Origin of the sequence: Pseudomonas coronafaciens pv. oryzae str. 1_6, from assembly GCF_000156995.2 — a bacterium.
Taxonomy (GTDB): domain Bacteria; phylum Pseudomonadota; class Gammaproteobacteria; order Pseudomonadales; family Pseudomonadaceae; genus Aquipseudomonas; species Aquipseudomonas tremae.
The window spans coordinates 4,012,753-4,030,019 of the sequence record NZ_CP046035.1 but is presented as its reverse complement, the minus strand read 5'-3'; the positions used below and the strand labels follow the sequence as shown (position 1 = coordinate 4,030,019).

At 58.7% G+C, this 17,267-nt stretch carries 14 protein-coding genes; 10 read left to right on the top strand and 4 right to left on the bottom strand.

Features of this window, described 5'->3' with window-relative positions:
• Nucleotide 1 precedes the first annotated feature (1 nt).
• From hisS to POR16_RS17960, 7 genes are all read left to right on the top strand, one after another.
• Nucleotides 2-1,291, top strand: a complete 1,290-nt coding sequence (hisS, locus tag POR16_RS17990) for a histidine--tRNA ligase (RefSeq protein ID WP_024670476.1) — start codon at nt 2-4, stop codon at nt 1,289-1,291.
• A 38-nt stretch (nt 1,292-1,329) separates the two neighbouring features.
• Nucleotides 1,330-1,971 carry a YfgM family protein gene (locus POR16_RS17985; protein WP_005891635.1) on the top strand — a complete coding sequence of 214 codons (642 nt, stop codon included), beginning with the start codon at nt 1,330-1,332 and terminating at the stop codon, nt 1,969-1,971.
• Complete coding sequence (bamB, locus tag POR16_RS17980; RefSeq protein ID WP_024670477.1) at nt 1,964-3,118, top strand: outer membrane protein assembly factor BamB; 1,155 nt, start codon at nt 1,964-1,966, stop codon at nt 3,116-3,118. The genes POR16_RS17985 and bamB overlap by 8 nt, the downstream gene beginning before the upstream one ends.
• A 137-nt stretch (nt 3,119-3,255) precedes the next feature.
• The gene (gene der / locus POR16_RS17975; protein ID WP_024670478.1) at nt 3,256-4,725 is read left to right on the top strand and encodes a ribosome biogenesis GTPase Der; all 1,470 of its coding nucleotides are present in this window, start codon (nt 3,256-3,258) and stop codon (nt 4,723-4,725) included.
• A 110-nt stretch (nt 4,726-4,835) separates the two neighbouring features.
• Complete coding sequence (locus tag POR16_RS17970; RefSeq protein WP_005891645.1) at nt 4,836-5,984, top strand: pyridoxal phosphate-dependent aminotransferase; 1,149 nt, start codon at nt 4,836-4,838, stop codon at nt 5,982-5,984.
• Nucleotides 5,972-6,763, top strand: a complete 792-nt coding sequence (locus POR16_RS17965; protein WP_005891646.1) for an amidohydrolase — start codon at nt 5,972-5,974, stop codon at nt 6,761-6,763. The genes POR16_RS17970 and POR16_RS17965 overlap by 13 nt, the downstream gene beginning before the upstream one ends.
• 58 nt (nt 6,764-6,821) lie before the next feature.
• Nucleotides 6,822-7,253 (top strand): hypothetical protein, encoded by a 432-nt coding sequence (locus POR16_RS17960; protein WP_005891647.1) that lies wholly within the window; start codon nt 6,822-6,824, stop codon nt 7,251-7,253.
• A gap of 144 nt (nt 7,254-7,397) precedes the next feature.
• Here the strand turns inward: POR16_RS17960 and POR16_RS17955 are convergent, their stop codons facing one another.
• From POR16_RS17955 to xseA, 4 genes are all read right to left on the bottom strand, one after another.
• Complete coding sequence (locus POR16_RS17955; protein ID WP_005891648.1) at nt 7,398-8,267, bottom strand: isocitrate lyase/PEP mutase family protein; 870 nt, start codon at nt 8,265-8,267, stop codon at nt 7,398-7,400.
• Between the two features lie 371 nt (nt 8,268-8,638).
• On the bottom strand, nt 8,639-10,309 hold the full coding sequence (leuA, locus tag POR16_RS17950; protein WP_005891649.1) for a 2-isopropylmalate synthase: 1,671 nt from the start codon (nt 10,307-10,309) through the stop codon (nt 8,639-8,641).
• A gap of 369 nt (nt 10,310-10,678) precedes the next feature.
• Nucleotides 10,679-11,503 (bottom strand): peptidoglycan DD-metalloendopeptidase family protein, encoded by an 825-nt coding sequence (locus POR16_RS17945; RefSeq protein WP_005891650.1) that lies wholly within the window; start codon nt 11,501-11,503, stop codon nt 10,679-10,681.
• Nucleotides 11,504-11,510: 7 nt separating this feature from the next.
• Nucleotides 11,511-12,890, bottom strand: a complete 1,380-nt coding sequence (xseA, locus tag POR16_RS17940) for an exodeoxyribonuclease VII large subunit (RefSeq protein WP_005891651.1) — start codon at nt 12,888-12,890, stop codon at nt 11,511-11,513.
• 131 nt (nt 12,891-13,021) lie between these two features.
• On the opposite strand from xseA, the gene POR16_RS17935 reads away from it, so the two are divergent.
• The 3 genes from POR16_RS17935 (at nt 13,022) to guaA (ending at nt 16,817) form a co-directional block, all read left to right on the top strand.
• Nucleotides 13,022-13,570 carry a hypothetical protein gene (locus POR16_RS17935; protein ID WP_005891652.1) on the top strand — a complete coding sequence of 183 codons (549 nt, stop codon included), beginning with the start codon at nt 13,022-13,024 and terminating at the stop codon, nt 13,568-13,570.
• A 94-nt stretch (nt 13,571-13,664) separates the two neighbouring features.
• Nucleotides 13,665-15,134, top strand: a complete 1,470-nt coding sequence (gene guaB, locus POR16_RS17930) for an IMP dehydrogenase (RefSeq protein ID WP_005891653.1) — start codon at nt 13,665-13,667, stop codon at nt 15,132-15,134.
• Between the two features lie 105 nt (nt 15,135-15,239).
• Complete coding sequence (guaA, locus tag POR16_RS17925) at nt 15,240-16,817, top strand: glutamine-hydrolyzing GMP synthase (protein ID WP_005891654.1); 1,578 nt, start codon at nt 15,240-15,242, stop codon at nt 16,815-16,817.
• Nucleotides 16,818-17,267: the final 450 nt, after the last annotated feature.

The window sequence follows — 17,267 nt, the reverse complement described above, 5'->3', positions numbered from 1 at the left end:
TGTGAGTAAGTCTCTACAAGCCATTCGTGGCATGAACGACATCCTGCCTGAGCAGACGCCCCTGTGGCGTCACTTCGAAGGCACTGTCTCGCGTCTGCTGGATAACTACGGTTATCGCCAGATTCGCATGCCCATCGTCGAATTTACCGAACTCTTCAAGCGATCTATCGGCGAAGTGACCGATATCGTCGAAAAAGAGATGTACACCTTCGCTGACCGCAACGGCGATTCCCTGACCCTGCGCCCGGAAGGCACTGCTGCCTGTGTGCGAGCGGTTCTGGAACACGGTATTACCGGTGGTGGTCAGGTTCAGAAACTGTGGTACATCGGCCCGATGTTCCGTCACGAGCGTCCTCAGAAGGGGCGTTATCGTCAGTTTCACCAGATCGGTGTAGAAGTATTCAACCTCGATGGTCCGGACATCGACGCCGAGCTGATCGTCATGACCTGGCGCCTTTGGGGCATGCTCGGTATTCGCAATGCGGTCAAGCTCGAGCTGAACAGCCTGGGTACCAGCGAAGCTCGTGCACGTTACCGCGACGCGCTGGTCGAGTTTCTCTCGGCGCGTCTTGAGCAACTGGATGAAGACAGCCAGCGTCGTCTGAAAACAAACCCGCTGCGCGTGCTCGACACCAAGCACCCTGAAACCCAGGCTGTGCTCGTCGATGCGCCGAAGCTGGCGGATTATCTCGATGATGAGTCCCGCGTGCATTTCGAAGGCCTCAAGGCCCGCCTGGATGCGGCTGGTATTCCTTATGTCATCAACCCCAAGCTGGTGCGCGGGCTGGATTACTACAGCAAAACCGTTTTCGAATGGGTCACCGATCAATTGGGTGCTCAGGGGACTGTGTGTGCGGGCGGCCGTTACGACGGTCTGGTCGAGCAAATGGGCGGCAAGCCGACTGCTGGCGTAGGGTTCGCGATGGGCATCGAGCGTCTGGTGCTGTTGCTCGAAACCCTGGAGCAGGTTCCGGAAGAAATTGCCCGTCAGGTGGATGTCTACCTGTGTGCCTTCGGCGAAGCAGCCGAGCTGGCTGCGCTGGCGCTGACCGAAAAGGTTCGTGACCGGTTGCCGACGCTGCGCCTGCAGGTCAATGCCGGTGCAGGCAGCTTCAAAAGCCAGTTCAAGAAGGCTGACAAGAGCGGGGCGCTGTACGCTCTGATCCTTGGGGAAGAAGAGTTGGCAGCAAAGGTCATTGGCGTCAAACCCCTGCGTGGTCAGGGCGAACAACAAAATATTGCCTGGGACGCTCTTGCAGAGCACCTGGCCGCCTGCGTTGTGCAGGGTTGAAACAGATTAACAGCCGTTTAGCGAATAGGAGTATTGGGGTGTCGGGTACCGAAGATGAAGAGCTGGCGGTAATGAAGGACTGGTGGCAGCGTAACGGCAAACCCCTGTTGACAGGTGGTCTGCTGGCGCTGGTGGTGGTCTTGGGCTGGCAGGGCTGGCAGCGGTATCAGGCTGGCCAGTCACAAGGCGCCTCGATGCTCTATCAGCAACTGCTCGAAACCGCGCTGACGCCGAGCGGTCAGGCAGATACGGCGCGTGTCGCCGAGCTGTCCGGCAAACTGAAAAGCGAATTTGGTGGCACTACCTACGCCCAGTTCGGTAGCCTGTTCGTCGCCAAGGTGGCGGTCGATGCCGGCAAGCTGGATGATGCAGCTGCCGAACTGAAAACCGTAGCTGACAAGCCAGCCAATGACACTCTGGGTGAAGTTGCCCGTCAGCGCCTGGCTCGTGTGATGGCTGCACAGAACAAGGTTGATGACGCGCTGAAATTGCTCGACGGCGATGCCGACAAGGCATTCCTCGCCAGTCGTGAAGAACTCAAGGGCGACCTGCTGGTACAGCTGGGCCGAACCGATGAGGCACATGCTGCATACCAAAAGGCCAAATCCGCTCTGTCCGAAGACGCAGCGGTTGGTGGCCTGCAAATGAAGCTCGACGATCTGGCGAAAGGGGATGCGTGACGTGATTCGTTGGAAACATGCAGCATTGCTGGCTCTGGCCATTCTGGCCGCGGGTTGCAGCAGCAACAGCAAAAAGGAATTGCCTCCGGCCGAGCTGACCGACTTCAAAGAAGAAGTGGTTCTGCAAAAGCAGTGGAGTCGTTCGATCGGCGACGGTCAGGGCAAGACCTACAACATGCTGGTCCCGGCAATTGACGGCGATCGCATCTATGCGTCTGACGTCACTGGCGAAATCGTCTCTCTGGATCGACTGACCGGTGATGTGATCTGGAAGAAGGATCTTGATCTTCCTGTTTCCGGCGCTGTCGGCGTAGGTTACGGCCTGGTGATGATTGGCACTCTCAAGGGTGAAGTCGTTGCCATGGACGCTGCCACCGGTGAAGAGAAATGGCGCGCCCACGTGACCAGTGAAGTGCTGGCTCCGCCTGCCACCAACGGTTCCGTGGTTGTGGTTCAGACGCAGGATGACCGTATCGTCGGCTTCGATGCGTCTACCGGCTCTCAGCTCTGGATCTACGAAAGCACACCCGCTGTGCTGACCCTCCGCGGAACCGGTGCTCCATTGGCCACCAATCGTCTCGCGATCGCCGGCCTGTCGACTGGCAAGGTCGTCGCCCTCGATATTTCCAACGGCGTGCCGATTTGGGAACAGCGTGTTGCGATCCCTCAGGGTCGTTCCGAGCTGGACCGCGTGGTCGATATCGACGGTGGCCTGCTGTTGTCCGGCGGTACACTGTACGTCGCCACTTATCAGGGCCGCATCGCCGGTCTGGATCTGGAAAGCGGTCGTGTACTCTGGCAGCGTGACGGTTCAAGCTACTCGGGCGTCGCCCAAGGCTTCGGCAGCGTTTACGCCACCCTGGCCTCAGGCACTGTCGAAGGTATCGACGAGCGTTCGTCCTCCGCACTGTGGAGCAACGAATCGCTGGCTCGCCGTCAGTTGGGTGCGCCGGAAGTGTATTCCAGCTACATCGCGGTCGGTGACATGGAAGGCTACCTTCACCTGTTGAGCCAGGTTGATGGTCGCTTTGTCGGTCGCGAGCGCATTGACAGTGACGGCCTGCGTGCCCGTCCGCTGGTAGTAGGGGACATGATTTACGTGTATGGCAACAGCGGCAAACTGGAAGCCCTGACCATCAAGCAATAAGTGTCCAGGCCCGAGGCCATTGGCCCCGGGTGACCTTGCCTCGGCAAGGCTGCAGCGTCATTGTGCGCTGCTCCGAACTTCGGCCGCTGCCCTGCAGCGGCTTTTGTATTTTCTGAAATAACGAAGTGGAGAGCCTAATGGTTCCCGTAATCGCCCTGGTGGGTCGACCGAACGTCGGCAAGTCCACCATGTTCAACCGCCTGACCAGGACCCGCGACGCTATTGTCGGCGATCTGTCCGGTCTTACCCGTGATCGCCAATACGGAGAGGCGAAGTGGCAAGGGCGCTCCTATATTCTGATCGACACCGGCGGTATCTCCGGTGACGAGCATGGCATGGACGAAAAAATGGCCGAGCAGTCTCTGCTGGCCATTGAAGAAGCCGATGTGGTGCTGTTTCTGGTGGATGCCCGTGCGGGCTATACCGCCGCTGATCAGATGATTGGTGAGCACCTGCGCAAGCGCAACAAGCGTTCCTACGTGGTTGCCAACAAGATCGACAACATCGATGAGAACCTGGCGCGTGCCGAGTTCAGCCCGATGGGGCTGGGCGACGCCATTCCGGTGGCCGGCGCTCACGGTCGCGGCATCTCGCAGATGCTCGAAATCGCTCTGCGGGAATTCCCCAGGGACGAGGACGACCTTGAAGAAGGTGAGGTCGAGGAAGTTGCCGAAGGTCAGGAAGCCAAGCGCATTCCGGGCCCGAGCGAAAAAGACGGTATCAAGATTGCGATCATCGGTCGTCCGAACGTCGGCAAGTCGACGCTGGTCAACCGTATGCTCGGTGAAGACCGGGTTATCGTTTATGACGAGCCTGGCACCACGCGTGACAGCATCTACATTCCCTTCGAGCGGAATGAAGAGAAGTACACGCTGATCGACACGGCAGGTGTGCGCAAGCGCGGCAAGATCCACGAAGAAGTCGAAAAGTTCTCTGTGGTCAAGACCCTGCAGGCCATCAAGGACGCCAACGTGGTGATCTTCGTGATGGACGCCCGGGAAGGGGTGGTCGATCACGATCTCAACCTGCTGGGCTTCGCTCTCGAGGCGGGTCGTGCACTGGTCATCGCGCTGAACAAGTGGGACGGCATGACGCCGGGCGAACGTGATTTCGTGAAGATCGAACTGGAACGCCGGTTGTTCTTCGTCGATTTCGCGGACATCCACTTCATCTCGGCCATGCACGGCACGGGCGTAGGCAACCTTTATCAGTCGGTGCAGAACTCGTTCAAGTCGGCCGTAACGCGCTGGCCGACCAGCCGTCTTACGCAGATACTCGAAGACGCGGTCAGCGAGCATGCGCCACCGATGGTCGGCAGCCGCCGCATCAAGCTGCGCTACGCTCACCTGGGGGGTGCCAACCCGCCGCTGATCGTGATTCACGGCAACCAGGTCGAGAAAGTACCCAAGTCTTACGTGCGGTATCTGGAAAACACCTATCGCCGTGTGCTCAAGCTGGTCGGTACGCCGATCCGGATCGAGTTCAAAGGTGGCGAGAACCCGTATGAAGGCAACAAGAACACGCTGACGGACCGCCAGGTCAATAAGAAGCGTCGAATGATGTCGCACCACAAGAAAGCCGACAAGAAGCGCCGCGACAAGCGCTGAGTCGGCCACTGGAAAAAGGCGCTTCGGCGCCTTTTTTTGTGCGTGTTTAATGGGCTATCCTGCTTGACCCCGTGCCGCCCGGTGCCGGGAGATTGCAGGGAAAGGGTTCCATGATCGACAGCAAGTTGCCCAATGTGGGCACCACTATCTTCACCGTCATGTCACAGCTGGCCGCCGAAAACGGCGCTATCAACCTGTCCCAGGGGTTTCCTGATTTTGATGGGCCGCAGGCACTGCGTGACGCAGTCTGCCGCCATGTCACCGAGGGGCATAACCAGTATTCGCCGATGACCGGGCTGCCGGCACTTCGCCAGCAGGTAGCGGCCAAGATTGGCCGCAGCTATGGGCGTGAGGTCAACCCGGACAGTGAGATCACCATCACGCCCGGAGCGACCCAGGCAATTTTTTGTGCGATCCACTCGGTTATTCGTCCCGGCGACGAAGTCATCATTTTCGACCCTTGCTATGACAGCTACGAACCTGCGGTGGAGCTGGCAGGTGGGCGCTGCGTCCATGTGCAACTGGGGCTGGATGATTTCTCCATCGACTGGCAAAAGCTGACCGATGCACTCAGCCCGCGCATCCGCATGATCGTCATCAACAGCCCGCATAACCCGAGCGGTGCACTGATCAGCCGCGCAGAGCTTGATCGCCTGGCTGCGCTGATTGCCGATCGCGATATCTATCTGCTCAGTGATGAGGTCTACGAGCACCTGGTGTTTGACGGCGCACAGCATGTCAGCGTGCTTGATCACGAGGCGCTGTATCAGCGTGCCTTTGTCGTCAGTTCGTTTGGCAAGACCTATCACGTCACGGGCTGGAAGACCGGCTACGTAGTCGCGCCCCCAGCACCGACCGCCGAATTGCGCAAGGTACATCAGTACGTCAGTTTCTGCGGTGTGACGCCGCTGCAGTATGCGCTGGCTGATTTCATGGCCGAACATCCCGAGCATGTCGACGAGCTGCCAGGTTTCTATCAGGCCAAGCGGGACTATTTCTGCAGCCAGTTGGCAGGCTCGCGCTTCAGCTTCAAACCGGTCGGCGGTACTTATTTCCAGCTGGTCGATTATTCGCAGATCAGGCCTGATCTGAACGATGTGGACATGGCCCTGTGGATGACCCGTGAGCATGGCGTGGCCAGTATCCCCATCTCTGTTTTCTATCAAAGCCCACCACCAGGGCAGCGCCTGATCCGCTTGTGTTTTGCCAAGCAGGAAGACACGTTACGTCAGGCTGCGGAGAAACTATGCGCGATATAAGCGGACTGCCGAACCTGAAGCTCGCTTTGATCCAGACGACATTGGTCTGGCATGACCGAGAGGCCAATCTCGAGCATTTCGGACAGTTGCTGGATCAGGCGCAAGGCGCTGATCTGGTCATCCTGCCGGAAATGTTCACTACCGGGTTTTCGATGGAATCCGAAGCGCTGGCCGAGCCGGAAGCCGGGCCGGCATCGGCCTGGCTTGTGGCGCAGGCCAAGCGTCTCAATGCCGTTGTCACGGGCAGCGTGATCATTCGGGCAGCAGATGGCAGTCATCGCAACCGCCTCTTGTGGGCGCGCCCAGATGGAGAGTTGCTGCATTACGATAAACGCCATCTGTTCCGCATGGCTGGCGAGCATGAGCACTACACGCCGGGCGACCGTCAGGTGACGTTTGAGCTCAACGGCTGGCGCATCCGCCCATTGATCTGTTACGACCTGCGTTTTCCGGTCTGGAGCCGTGACGCTCTGGACACCGATCTGCTGCTCTACACCGCCAACTGGCCGGGTGCGCGGCGTATGCACTGGAACCGCTTGCTGCCTGCCAGAGCGATTGAAAACCTGTGCTATGTCGTCGCCGTCAATCGAACGGGGTCGGACGGAAAAGGCTTTGCCTATACCGGTGACAGTCAGGTACTGGATTATCAAGGCGAGAGCCTGTTGAACGCAGGCGATGCGGACGGGGTGTTCATGGCGACCTTGAATGCGGTGGATTTGCAGGGCTACCGCACGCGATTCCCGGCCGGTCTGGATGCTGATTCATTCAATATTCAATAATTCATTACAGAATATTTCGCATCGGCCGATAGTGTGTCCAGACTTCCAGGAGAGCGTTATGACAACCATCGACACTTCCATGCTTAACCGTTACTCGAGTCCGTTGACGCTGACAGTCAAGAAGCCCGAGGAAAATGCAGTTACCGCTGCTACCAATGCCAAGGACACGGACAAGACCACGGAAGAGGCTTCTACCGAAGGCGCGAGCGGCGCACCTGCGGATGGCGGTACCGTAGGCGGATCCAGCTCGGATGCACTCCAGCAAACTATCGACAAGATAAAAGAACAGATAAAGCAGGCTCAAAAGGAATTGGCCCGGGAGCAGGCTCAACTGGCCGCTGCACAGAGCAGCAAGGGCACCCCGGAAGAGAAGGCCCAACGGTCATTGGCTATCCAGGGGCAGATCTCGGCCACCAGTTCCACCTTGCAGACCCTGCAAGGCGCGCTGTTGCAGCTGGAAACCCAGCGTGGCATCAAAGCAACTGCCTGATATCGCTTACTGCGCACCCACTCTGGAGCGAAGTGCAGGCACGATGCTTAACCAGTTATCGTTCCTTACGCTCTAGTGTAGGAATGCCCTGGGTGACGCTCTGCGTCACTCATGGGCAGTGCCCAGCGTCAGTAACCCTGCCGCTTACTCGTTCACATTCATGAACTTACTGGCCCACTCTACGTAGTCTTCGGGCTGGGTGTAGGTGTGGGTCAGTTCCGTGGCGCTCATGTTCGACTCGCTGCCGAGTATCTGGCGCTGTTCGCGCAGGCAGTCGTAGGTCGCCTTGATCGCGGCAAAGTAAGCCGCGTGACCGTGGACGCAGACTCTGACGCCCATCTCGGCAAGGCGCGCATTGTCATGCAGCTCCGGGTTGCCGTAGGTCACCAGCATCAGCGGTACGGTCAGGCCTTCTGAAATCTGTGCCAGGTGATCGAAGTCACGAATGCCAACAATGGTAATGCCGTCAGCTCCGGCAGCCTGATATTGCTGCACGCGACTGATAGCCTCCTGAACCGGAATGATCGCCGCATTGGTGCGGGCAAAAATCGACATCTCCGGATCGACACGCGCTTCCAGCGCCGCACGGATCTTGCCGACGCCTTCTGCAGTAGAAATCAGGTCGGTGGACTTGCGGTTAAATTGTGCAGGCAGCAGGGTGTCTTCGATGGTCAGTGCGGAAATGCCGGCACGTTCCAGTTCGACCACAGTACGCATGACGTTCAGGGCGTTGCCATAGCCATGATCCGCGTCTGCGATCACCGGGAGCTGGGCGACGCGGCCGATGCGTGTGGCCTGCTCAACGAATTCACTCAGGGTGATCAGTGCGAAGTCCGGGGCTGCCAGTACTTGCAGCGACGCGACAGAGCCGCCGAGTATGCCTACTTCAAAGCCCAGATCCGCCGCGATTCGCGCTGACATGGGGTCAAATACCGAAGCGGTATGGAAGCATGAGTTCGACGAGGTGAGCTCACGGAAACTGCGGCGCAAATCTTGGTGGGAAGCCTTGGGCATAATCGCTCCAAATGTGATCGGATCAGCTCAGCATTACCGAGGCAGATAGTAATTTCAATGCACGGGAGGTCTGCCCGAGCATTCTTTTCGTCCGGAAATCAATGCAATAGTCGTCTTGGTTTTTTATAGGAAAGATGCAGCTGGCAGGAAAGTCCGGATTGGCATCGTCAGCATATGGGTCGCTGTTGGATGTGGGCCAGTCTGGATTAAGGGCAGCATGCTACCACAGCAGAAATGAAAAAGATTATGCCGAAAAAGACAGGGGTATGCGCAGACTGCAAGAGCCTTTAAAGGAGAGGCGGGGCGTTACAGGAAGCGTTGTAACGTAGGGGTGAAGAGGGCGGACAGGTGTCCGCCCTCGGTTCAAGGGCTCAGGCGGCCTTGGCTTGTGCCTGACTCAGCGAGCGGTTGAGCGCGCTGAACAGGGCGCGGAAACTCGCTGTGGTGATGTTTTCATCAATGCCCACACCGTGTACCGCGCGGTCGCCATTGACGCGCAGCTCGATATAGGCGGCGGCCTTGGCCGTGGTGCCCGAACCGATCGCATGCTCGTTGTAATCCATTATCTCTACAGCTACCGGCAGGCCTGCTACCAGGGCCTCCAGAGCACCTTTGCCCTTGCCGCGCCAGTGTTGGGTTTCACCGTCCACATGCACTTCTGCATCGACAGCGCTGTTACCGTTCTCTTCCTGCAACTTGTGGCTGATCAGCGCATAGGGCGTGTTGGCTTGCAGGTATTCACGACGCAACAACGAGTGGATCTGCTGGGCAGTCATCTCCAGGCCCAGGCGGTCGGTTTCACCCTGAACCACCTGGCTGAACTCGATCTGCATACGACGCGGCAGAGAGATTCCGTATTCCTGTTCAAGCAGGTAAGCAATGCCGCCTTTGCCGGACTGACTGTTGACGCGAATTACTGCCTCGTAGCTGCGACCGATATCAGCCGGGTCGATCGGCAGGTAAGGGACTTCCCACAGCTCGCCTTCCTTCTGCTGCGTGAAGCCCTTGCGGATGGCATCCTGGTGCGAGCCGGAGAACGCTGTGTGGACCAGATCGCCCACATACGGATGACGAGGGTGAACCGGAATCTGGTTGCATTCCTCGACGACCTTGCGCACTCCATCGATGTCCGAGAAGTCCAGCCCAGGGTTGATGCCCTGGGTGTAGAGATTCAGTGCCACGGTGACCAGGTCGACGTTGCCGGTACGCTCGCCATTGCCGAACAGGCAGCCTTCGACACGGTCTGCACCGGCCATAAGGCCCAGCTCGGTGGCGGCTACGCCGGTGCCACGATCGTTGTGGGTATGCAGGCTGATCAGCACACTGTCGCGGCGAGTGATGTGGCGGCCGAACCATTCAATCTGGTCGGCGTAGATATTCGGTGTGGCGACTTCGACGGTGGCTGGCAGGTTCAGAATTACCTTGTTCTCGGGCGTCGGGTTCCACACCTCGATCACTGCGTCGCAGACTTCCTTGGCGAACTCCAGCTCGGTCGCGCTGAAGGTTTCCGGCGAGTACTGGAACGTCCACTGGGTTTCCGGCTGCAGTGCTGCGTACTTGACGAACATCCTGGCCGCGTTGACTGCGATTTCCTTCACGCCAGCCTTGTCCTGATTGAACACGATGCGACGGAATGACGGGCACGTTGCGTTGTACAGATGAACGATCGCCTTGCGGGCGCCGCGCAACGATTCGAAGGTACGCGCGATCAAGTCTTCACGTGCCTGGGTCAGCACCTGAATAGTGGTGTCTTCCGGAATATGACCTTCTTCGATCAGGGTGCGGACGAAGTCGAAGTCAGTCTGCGACGCTGCAGGAAACGACGCCTCGATTTCCTTCACGCCGACGCTGATCAGGGTTTTCCAGAAACGCAGCTTCTTGACCGCATCCATCGGCTCGATCAGCGACTGGTTACCGTCGCGCAGGTCGGAGCTGCACCAGATCGGCGCCGCATCGATGGTTTTCGAAGGCCAGGTGCGGTCGGGCAGATCAATGGTCGGGAACGCACGGTACTTCTTCGAAGGGTCGTTGAGCATGGTCATCGGAAAATCCTTTTGTATTCACGGGGCCGGTAAGCGGCGGCCTGCCGTTTTGGAAAGTATGGGGTTTGCGAACGCAGGGGCGAGGTACAGCAAATCTAGCCTGGCAGTCGGGCGCTGACCAGGCTGAGGCACCGATGTTGGCGCAATAAAATAAGGGTTTGGGCGTTTTTCATGAAGTCAACCGTACCCACTGGCCAGCACGATGGCAAGCACTTGAAAAAAATTGGGATAAATTCTCGTCATTAGCGTTTTGCTAGTTGTTTATAGCGTTATTCGAGAATTTTATTCCGGAGTATTGTGGGGGTTAGGCGAGGTGCGCAAAGAAAGGGAGCAGTGAGCGAGCGCTGCTGCGCTCGCTCAGGGTCCTGCTCAAGGCTGAAATGCGCCGATAAAAATTGCCGGATCGACCCGCGCGTCATTCAGGCTGACATTCCAGTGCATGTGTGGACCGGTTGCCCGCCCGGTAGCACCGACTTTACCGACAACACCGCCCCTTGGGACCTGATCACCGACTTTTACATCGATCTTCGACATGTGGCAGAACATGCTGATAAAGCCTTGGCCGTGGTCGACGAACACGGTGTTGCCGTTGAAAAAATAATTACCGGTCAGAATGACCTTGCCTGCTGCAGGAGACTTGATCGGCGTTCCGGCGGGCACCGCGAAGTCCAGTCCTGAGTGCGGGTTGCGTTCTTCGCCGTTGAAGAACCGGCGCACGCCGAACTTGCTCGACAGCGGGCCATTGACCGGCTTGTCCAGGATCAGATTGCTAGGTGTGCCGGGGCTGAAGCTTCTATAAGCGCGCAGTTGCTCGGCCAGTTCACCTTCGATGCGCTTGTTGTCTTCTGGGTTGGGATTGACCTGACGCTTGTTCTTGAGGGTGATGTGCTGTTCTGGGTATTTCTTGCTGCCGACCGTGAAATTGAGCGTGCGACCGCCCGACGTGACCTGTTGAGTGCCCGGCTTGACGGTCAGCGGGATGCCGACGATGGCCAGCCAGCGCGCACCTTGTTCCTTGACCACCAGCACCGGTTTGCCTTGATAGGTGGCGGTCGGCGCCTGCGCACCTGTGCCAAGATCGATGACGGCCACGCCACCGGGCACCGGTTTGTCGAGGGCGCGAGTAATGAAGCTGTCGGCATGGGCGGGCAGGCAGAGCAACAGGGCGAACAGCGGGGCGATAAAACGTAGCATCAGGCAGTCAGTCCAGAAGGGAAAGGGTCACAGGCGTGAGGTGATTGTCTTCGACACGTACTTGCAGTTCGCCTTCGCCCAGCCGCGCGGTAAGGCGCTGGCCGGGCCGGGTTTGTGAAGCGTGGCGGATTGCATGGCCCCGTTCATCGAGCAAGATGCTATAACCACGCCCCAGCGTAGCCAGCGGGCTGACGACATTTAGCGTTTGCATCTGACTTTGCAACTGTAGCTTGCGGGCCTTGATCTGGTCGCGAATGGCCCTTGGCAAGCGCTCGGCCAGCGCATCCAGGCGCTGGCGCAGAAACGCCAGCGTGCGGCCCGGATGCTGCGCGGCGAGACGGCTTTGCATGTGCACCAGACGCACCTGCCGCGTGTGCATGTTCTGTTCGAAAGCGCGGCGCAGGCGCATGTCCAGGTCATCCAGGCGCTGTGATTGCTGGCGCAACCGTTCACCCGGATGCCTCAGCCGACGCGAGATACCTTCCAGCTGCAACCGCTCACGCATGAGCCGATCCTGCATGCGGCTGACCAGCCGTCGATGCAGGTTATCGACACGGCGGTGCAGGTCGCTGGAGTCCGGTGCCAGCAACTCGGCAGCCGCGGAGGGCGTCGGGGCTCGCACATCGGCGACGAAATCACTGATGGAAACGTCGGTTTCATGCCCGACGGCACTGACAATCGGCGTCACACAAGCATCAATCGCACGAGCCACGGCCTCTTCGTTGAAACACCACAGGTCTTCCAGTGATCCGCCGCCGCGGGCGAGGATCAGGGCGTCGAAACCCTGGGCGTCGGCCAGCTTCAGCGCGCGGACAATCTGGTTGATGGCCTCGCGGCCTTGAACTGCGGTAGGAATCAGAGTCAGCTCGACCCGTGGCGCTCGGCGGCGAAACACGCTGATGATGTCGCGGATCACTGCGCCGGTCGGCGAACTGATGATGCCGATACGTTGCGGGTGCAGCGGCAGGGCAACCTTGCGCTCGGCGCTGAACAGGCCTTCGTCGCTGAGTTTGGCTTTCAGCGCATCGAACGCCAGCCGCAGTGCGCCATCACCGGCAGGCTCGACAGTGTCGAGAATCAATTGATAGTCGCCACGGCCTTCGAACAGTGAAACCTTGCCCCGTACCTTGACCTGCAAACCGTCCTTGAGTGCCTGACGCACCCGTGCGGCGCTTTGCCGGAACAACGCACAACGCACCTGTGCGCTGGAGTCCTTCAACGTGAAGTAGACATGCCCAGAGGCTGGGCGCGACAGATTGGAAATCTCGCCCTCGACCCAGATGCTGCTGAACACGTCCTCCAGCAACACCCGCGCACGGCCGTTGAGCTGGCTGACAGTTATGACTTCCCGGTCGAGGCCGAGTCTTGCGAAAGGGTCTTTGATCATGTCGGGCATCATAATGGCATTGCCGGTCCGGCGCACGAGTCTGTAACGCCGCTTCAGGCAGGATTTGACCTTGACCTGAATCATCAGCGCATTAAGCTGCGGCCTCGAACAGCATCCAGCGACGCTCCGTTATGAACACCCAAAGCATTATCGTCCCGCAAATATCCACATTCCCCGGGCACGAGGCCAGAGCGCGGCTTATCTTGCGCTGGCTGGTCAAGCTCGACGTGGTCGAACCGGAACTGACCACCTGCGGGCGCACGCATAACAAAATGGCTTATGCCGTGGCGCCTGGAGCCCGCCGGGTGGTGAAGAACCCGGACGCGTTGCCATTCGGCGAAGTGATCAATGGTCTGGAAATTGTCACCAAGCGTTGCATCTTTACCCCGCTGAATGATTTTGCCGAGGAGGCCGGTTGCCCGGAATGCCGTCGCGAAGTCGGCGAGGCGCTGTTCGATAGCCTTGAAGACTGGATGCCCGGCCACACCGACAATTTCACCTGCCCCGAATGCCGCCACGAAGACGACATCAACGGCTTTCTGTTTCTGGACGCCTGCGGCTTTTCCAATCTGGGCTTCATCTTCAATAACTGGCTGGAGGCGTCTTTCACCCAGACCTTTCTGGACGACTTCGCCGAACGTCTGGACCGTCCGGTCTCTTTCGTTCATGTGCGTCTATAAACAGCCTTGATAATAGGCTGAGGTTTACATTGAGCCGGACGGGGTCTGTGGGTATAATGGCGCGCTTCCAATTTCCCGCTCGGGAGCCCCCGCGATGCTGCGTATCAGTCAAGAAGCCCTTACATTCGACGACATTCTCCTTGTGCCCGGTTATTCCGAGGTACTTCCCAACGAAGTCAGTCTGAAAACCCGTTTGACCCGTGGCATCGAGCTGAATATACCTTTGGTCTCTGCTGCAATGGATACAGTCACCGAGGCCCGTCTGGCAATTGCCATGGCCCAGGAAGGCGGTATCGGTATCATCCACAAGAACATGACTATCGAGCAGCAAGCTGCCGAAGTGCGCAAGGTCAAGAAGTTCGAGGCCGGTGTCGTCAAGGACCCGATCACGATCGAAGCCGACGCCACTGTTCGTGATCTGTTCGAACTCACTCGCATGCACAATATTTCCGGTGTACCCGTGCTGCATAATGGCGACCTGGTCGGCATCGTGACGTCCCGCGACGTACGCTTCGAAAATCGTCTTGATGTCCCTGTCCGCGAAGTGATGACGCCCAAAGAGCGTCTGGTCACCGTGCGTGAAGGCGCCGACAAGAACGAAGTACGCGAACTGCTGCACAAGCACCGCCTTGAAAAAGTCCTGATCGTCGACGCCAACTTCGCGCTCAAGGGCATGATGACCGTCAAGGACATCGAAAAAGCCAAGGCTTATCCGCTGGCCAGCAAGGACGATCAGGCTCGCCTGCGTGTCGGCGCTGCTGTCGGTACTGGCAAGGACACCGGCGAGCGTGTGACCGCACTGGTTGCTGCGGGCGTTGACGTTGTTGTAGTCGACACCGCTCACGGCCACTCCAAAGGCGTGATCGACCGCGTGCGCTGGGTCAAGGACAACTTCCCGCAGGTGCAGGTCATCGGTGGCAACATCGCCACTGGCGAAGCTGCCCTGGCGCTGGTCGCTGCGGGTGCCGACGCAGTCAAGGTCGGCATCGGTCCTGGCTCCATCTGCACCACGCGCATCGTTGCCGGTGTAGGCGTGCCGCAGATCAGCGCCATCGCCAACGTTTCCGCTGCCCTTGAAGGCACTGGCGTGCCGATGATCGCTGACGGCGGTATCCGCTTCTCTGGCGACCTTTCCAAGGCCATTGTGGCAGGCGCGTCCTGTGTGATGATGGGTTCGATGTTTGCCGGTACTGAAGAAGCGCCAGGCGAGATCGAACTGTTTCAGGGCCGTTCCTACAAGGCCTATCGCGGCATGGGTTCGCTGGGTGCTATGTCCCAGGCTCAGGGGTCGTCCGATCGCTACTTCCAGGATTCGTCCGCAGGTGCCGAGAAACTGGTGCCGGAAGGTATCGAAGGCCGTGTGGCCTACAAGGGTCCGTTGTCGGCCATCATCCATCAGTTGATGGGCGGTCTGCGTTCCTCCATGGGTTACACCGGCAGTGCCGACATCGAACAGATGCGCACCAAGCCCGAGTTTGTTCGCATAACCGGCGCCGGCATGGCTGAGTCCCACGTCCATGACGTGCAGATCACCAAGGAAGCGCCGAACTATCGCGTTGGTTGATCCGGACTGCATCGTGGTATGTGCCGCGGTGCAGGCCAACAGTTTTTATAGCCGGGGCTGTTGACGCAGCCCCGTGTCGTTTCTGTTTTTTGACGAGAATGAGTCATGGCCCTCGACATTCACGCCCACCGTATCCTGATCCTCGACTTCGGTTCCCAGTACACCCAGCTGATCGCCCGCCGCGTGCGTGAAATCGGCGTGTATTGCGAACTGCATCCGTGCGACATGGACGACGAAGCGATTCGCGAATTTGCCCCGCGTGGGATCATCCTCGCTGGCGGCCCTGAGTCCGTGCACGAAGCCAACAGCCCGCGTGCGCCGCAAGCGGTATTCGACCTCAATGTACCGGTCTTCGGCATCTGCTACGGCATGCAGACCATGGCCGAGCAACTGGGCGGCCGCGTTGCAGGCTCCGACATGCGCGAGTTCGGCTACGCCCGTGTCGACGTCGTCGGCAAGAGCCGCCTGCTTGATGGCATCGAAGACCATATCGATGCCGACGGCGTGTTCGGTCTCGATGTGTGGATGAGCCACGGCGACAAGGTCACCGAAATCCCGGACGGTTTCCATATTCTGGCCAGCACCCCGAGCTGCCCGATTGCCGGCATGGCCGACGACGACCGCAAATATTACGGCGTACAGTTCCACCCGGAAGTGACCCACACCAAGCAGGGCGGTCGCATCCTGTCGCGCTTCATCCTCGACATCTGCGGCTGCGAAGCACTGTGGACCCCTTCGAAGATTGCCGAAGACGCTATCGCTCAGGTTCGCGCTCAGGTTGGTACTGATAACGTATTGCTGGGCCTGTCCGGCGGCGTTGACTCCTCCGTGGTTGCGGCGCTGCTGCACAAGGCCATCGGCGACCAGTTGACCTGTGTATTCGTCGACAACGGCCTGCTGCGCCTGCACGAAGGCGAGCAAGTGATGGCCATGTTCGCCGAGAACATGGGCGTCAAAGTCATTCGCGCCAACGCCGAAGAGCAGTTCCTGAACAACCTGGAAGGCGAGAGCGACCCGGAGAAGAAGCGCAAGATCATCGGTCGCACCTTCATCGACGTGTTCGATGCCGAATCCTGCAAGCTGGACAACATCAAGTACCTGGCGCAAGGCACCATCTACCCGGATGTGATCGAGTCGGCTGGCGCAAAAAGCGGCAAGGCACACGTCATCAAGTCGCACCACAACGTGGGCGGCCTGCCGGAAGAAATGAACCTCAAGCTGGTCGAACCCCTGCGCGAGCTGTTCAAGGACGAAGTCCGCCGCCTTGGCCTCGAACTAGGCCTGCCGTACGACATGGTCTACCGCCACCCATTCCCTGGCCCAGGCCTGGGCGTGCGCATCCTCGGCGAAGTGAAGAAGGAATACGCCGACATCCTGCGTCGTGCCGACCACATCTTCATCGAAGAACTGCGCAAGGCCGACTGGTATCACAAAGTAAGCCAAGCGTTCGTGGTGTTCCAACCCGTCAAATCGGTTGGCGTGGTTGGCGACGGCCGCCGCTATGCATGGGTCGTTGCCCTGCGTGCGGTAGAAACCATCGACTTCATGACTGCTCGCTGGGCGCATCTGCCTTATGAGCTGCTGGAGACAGTGAGTGGCCGGATCATCAACGAGATCGAAGGGATTTCGCGGGTGACTTACGACGTGTCGAGCAAGCCGCCTGCGACTATTGAGTGGGAATGATTGGACGTCCGGCATCGTCCGGCACGATCTAGCAAGAAATGCCCTGGAGCCCGCGTAATTGCGGGCTTTTGGCTTTTTGGGTCTGGCAAATTCTGGCAGCTTTGTGCATCGCCAAGCACCGTGTTTATGTGGTATCGGGCGCTGACTGAGCCAAATGCCATGCTTGGTGCTCGATACCATGTCGCCTTATTAGGGAAGGGCATGGTATCAAAATTCATCTTTACCCCCGGTTTCATTGGGTTTTAACCTGGTGCATGAGTACTTTTCTGCGCATGGTATTTTTTTCCATGGAATCCCACTGCAAGCAGGGTCAACCTGATCGGCGATTACCTCTGGCGGCAGAGCCGCAAGCTGGAAGAGGGTAAATTCAGGCGTTACGACAAGTCGGAAAACCCTAACGTACGATTTTTTCCGAATTCTGTAGGCCCCCAGGCAGAACTTTTTCTTCCC

Bases quoted from the DNA above. Each gene is read 5' to 3' on its own strand.
- POR16_RS17960 (WP_005891647.1), top strand. From the start codon at position 6,822: ATGACAACCATCGACACTTCCATGCTTAACCGTTACTCGAGTCCGTTG.
- POR16_RS17970 (WP_005891645.1), top strand. From the start codon at position 4,836: ATGATCGACAGCAAGTTGCCCAATGTGGGCACCACTATCTTCACCGTC.
- guaB (WP_005891653.1), top strand. From the start codon at position 13,665: ATGCTGCGTATCAGTCAAGAAGCCCTTACATTCGACGACATTCTCCTT.
- xseA (WP_005891651.1), bottom strand. From the start codon at position 12,890: ATGATCAAAGACCCTTTCGCAAGACTCGGCCTCGACCGGGAAGTCATA.
- der (WP_024670478.1), top strand. From the start codon at position 3,256: ATGGTTCCCGTAATCGCCCTGGTGGGTCGACCGAACGTCGGCAAGTCC.
- POR16_RS17935 (WP_005891652.1), top strand. From the start codon at position 13,022: ATGAACACCCAAAGCATTATCGTCCCGCAAATATCCACATTCCCCGGG.
- POR16_RS17945 (WP_005891650.1), bottom strand. From the start codon at position 11,503: ATGCTACGTTTTATCGCCCCGCTGTTCGCCCTGTTGCTCTGCCTGCCC.
- bamB (WP_024670477.1), top strand. From the start codon at position 1,964: ATGCGTGACGTGATTCGTTGGAAACATGCAGCATTGCTGGCTCTGGCC.
- POR16_RS17965 (WP_005891646.1), top strand. From the start codon at position 5,972: ATGCGCGATATAAGCGGACTGCCGAACCTGAAGCTCGCTTTGATCCAG.
- POR16_RS17955 (WP_005891648.1), bottom strand. From the start codon at position 8,267: ATGCCCAAGGCTTCCCACCAAGATTTGCGCCGCAGTTTCCGTGAGCTC.
- guaA (WP_005891654.1), top strand. From the start codon at position 15,240: ATGGCCCTCGACATTCACGCCCACCGTATCCTGATCCTCGACTTCGGT.
- leuA (WP_005891649.1), bottom strand. From the start codon at position 10,309: ATGACCATGCTCAACGACCCTTCGAAGAAGTACCGTGCGTTCCCGACC.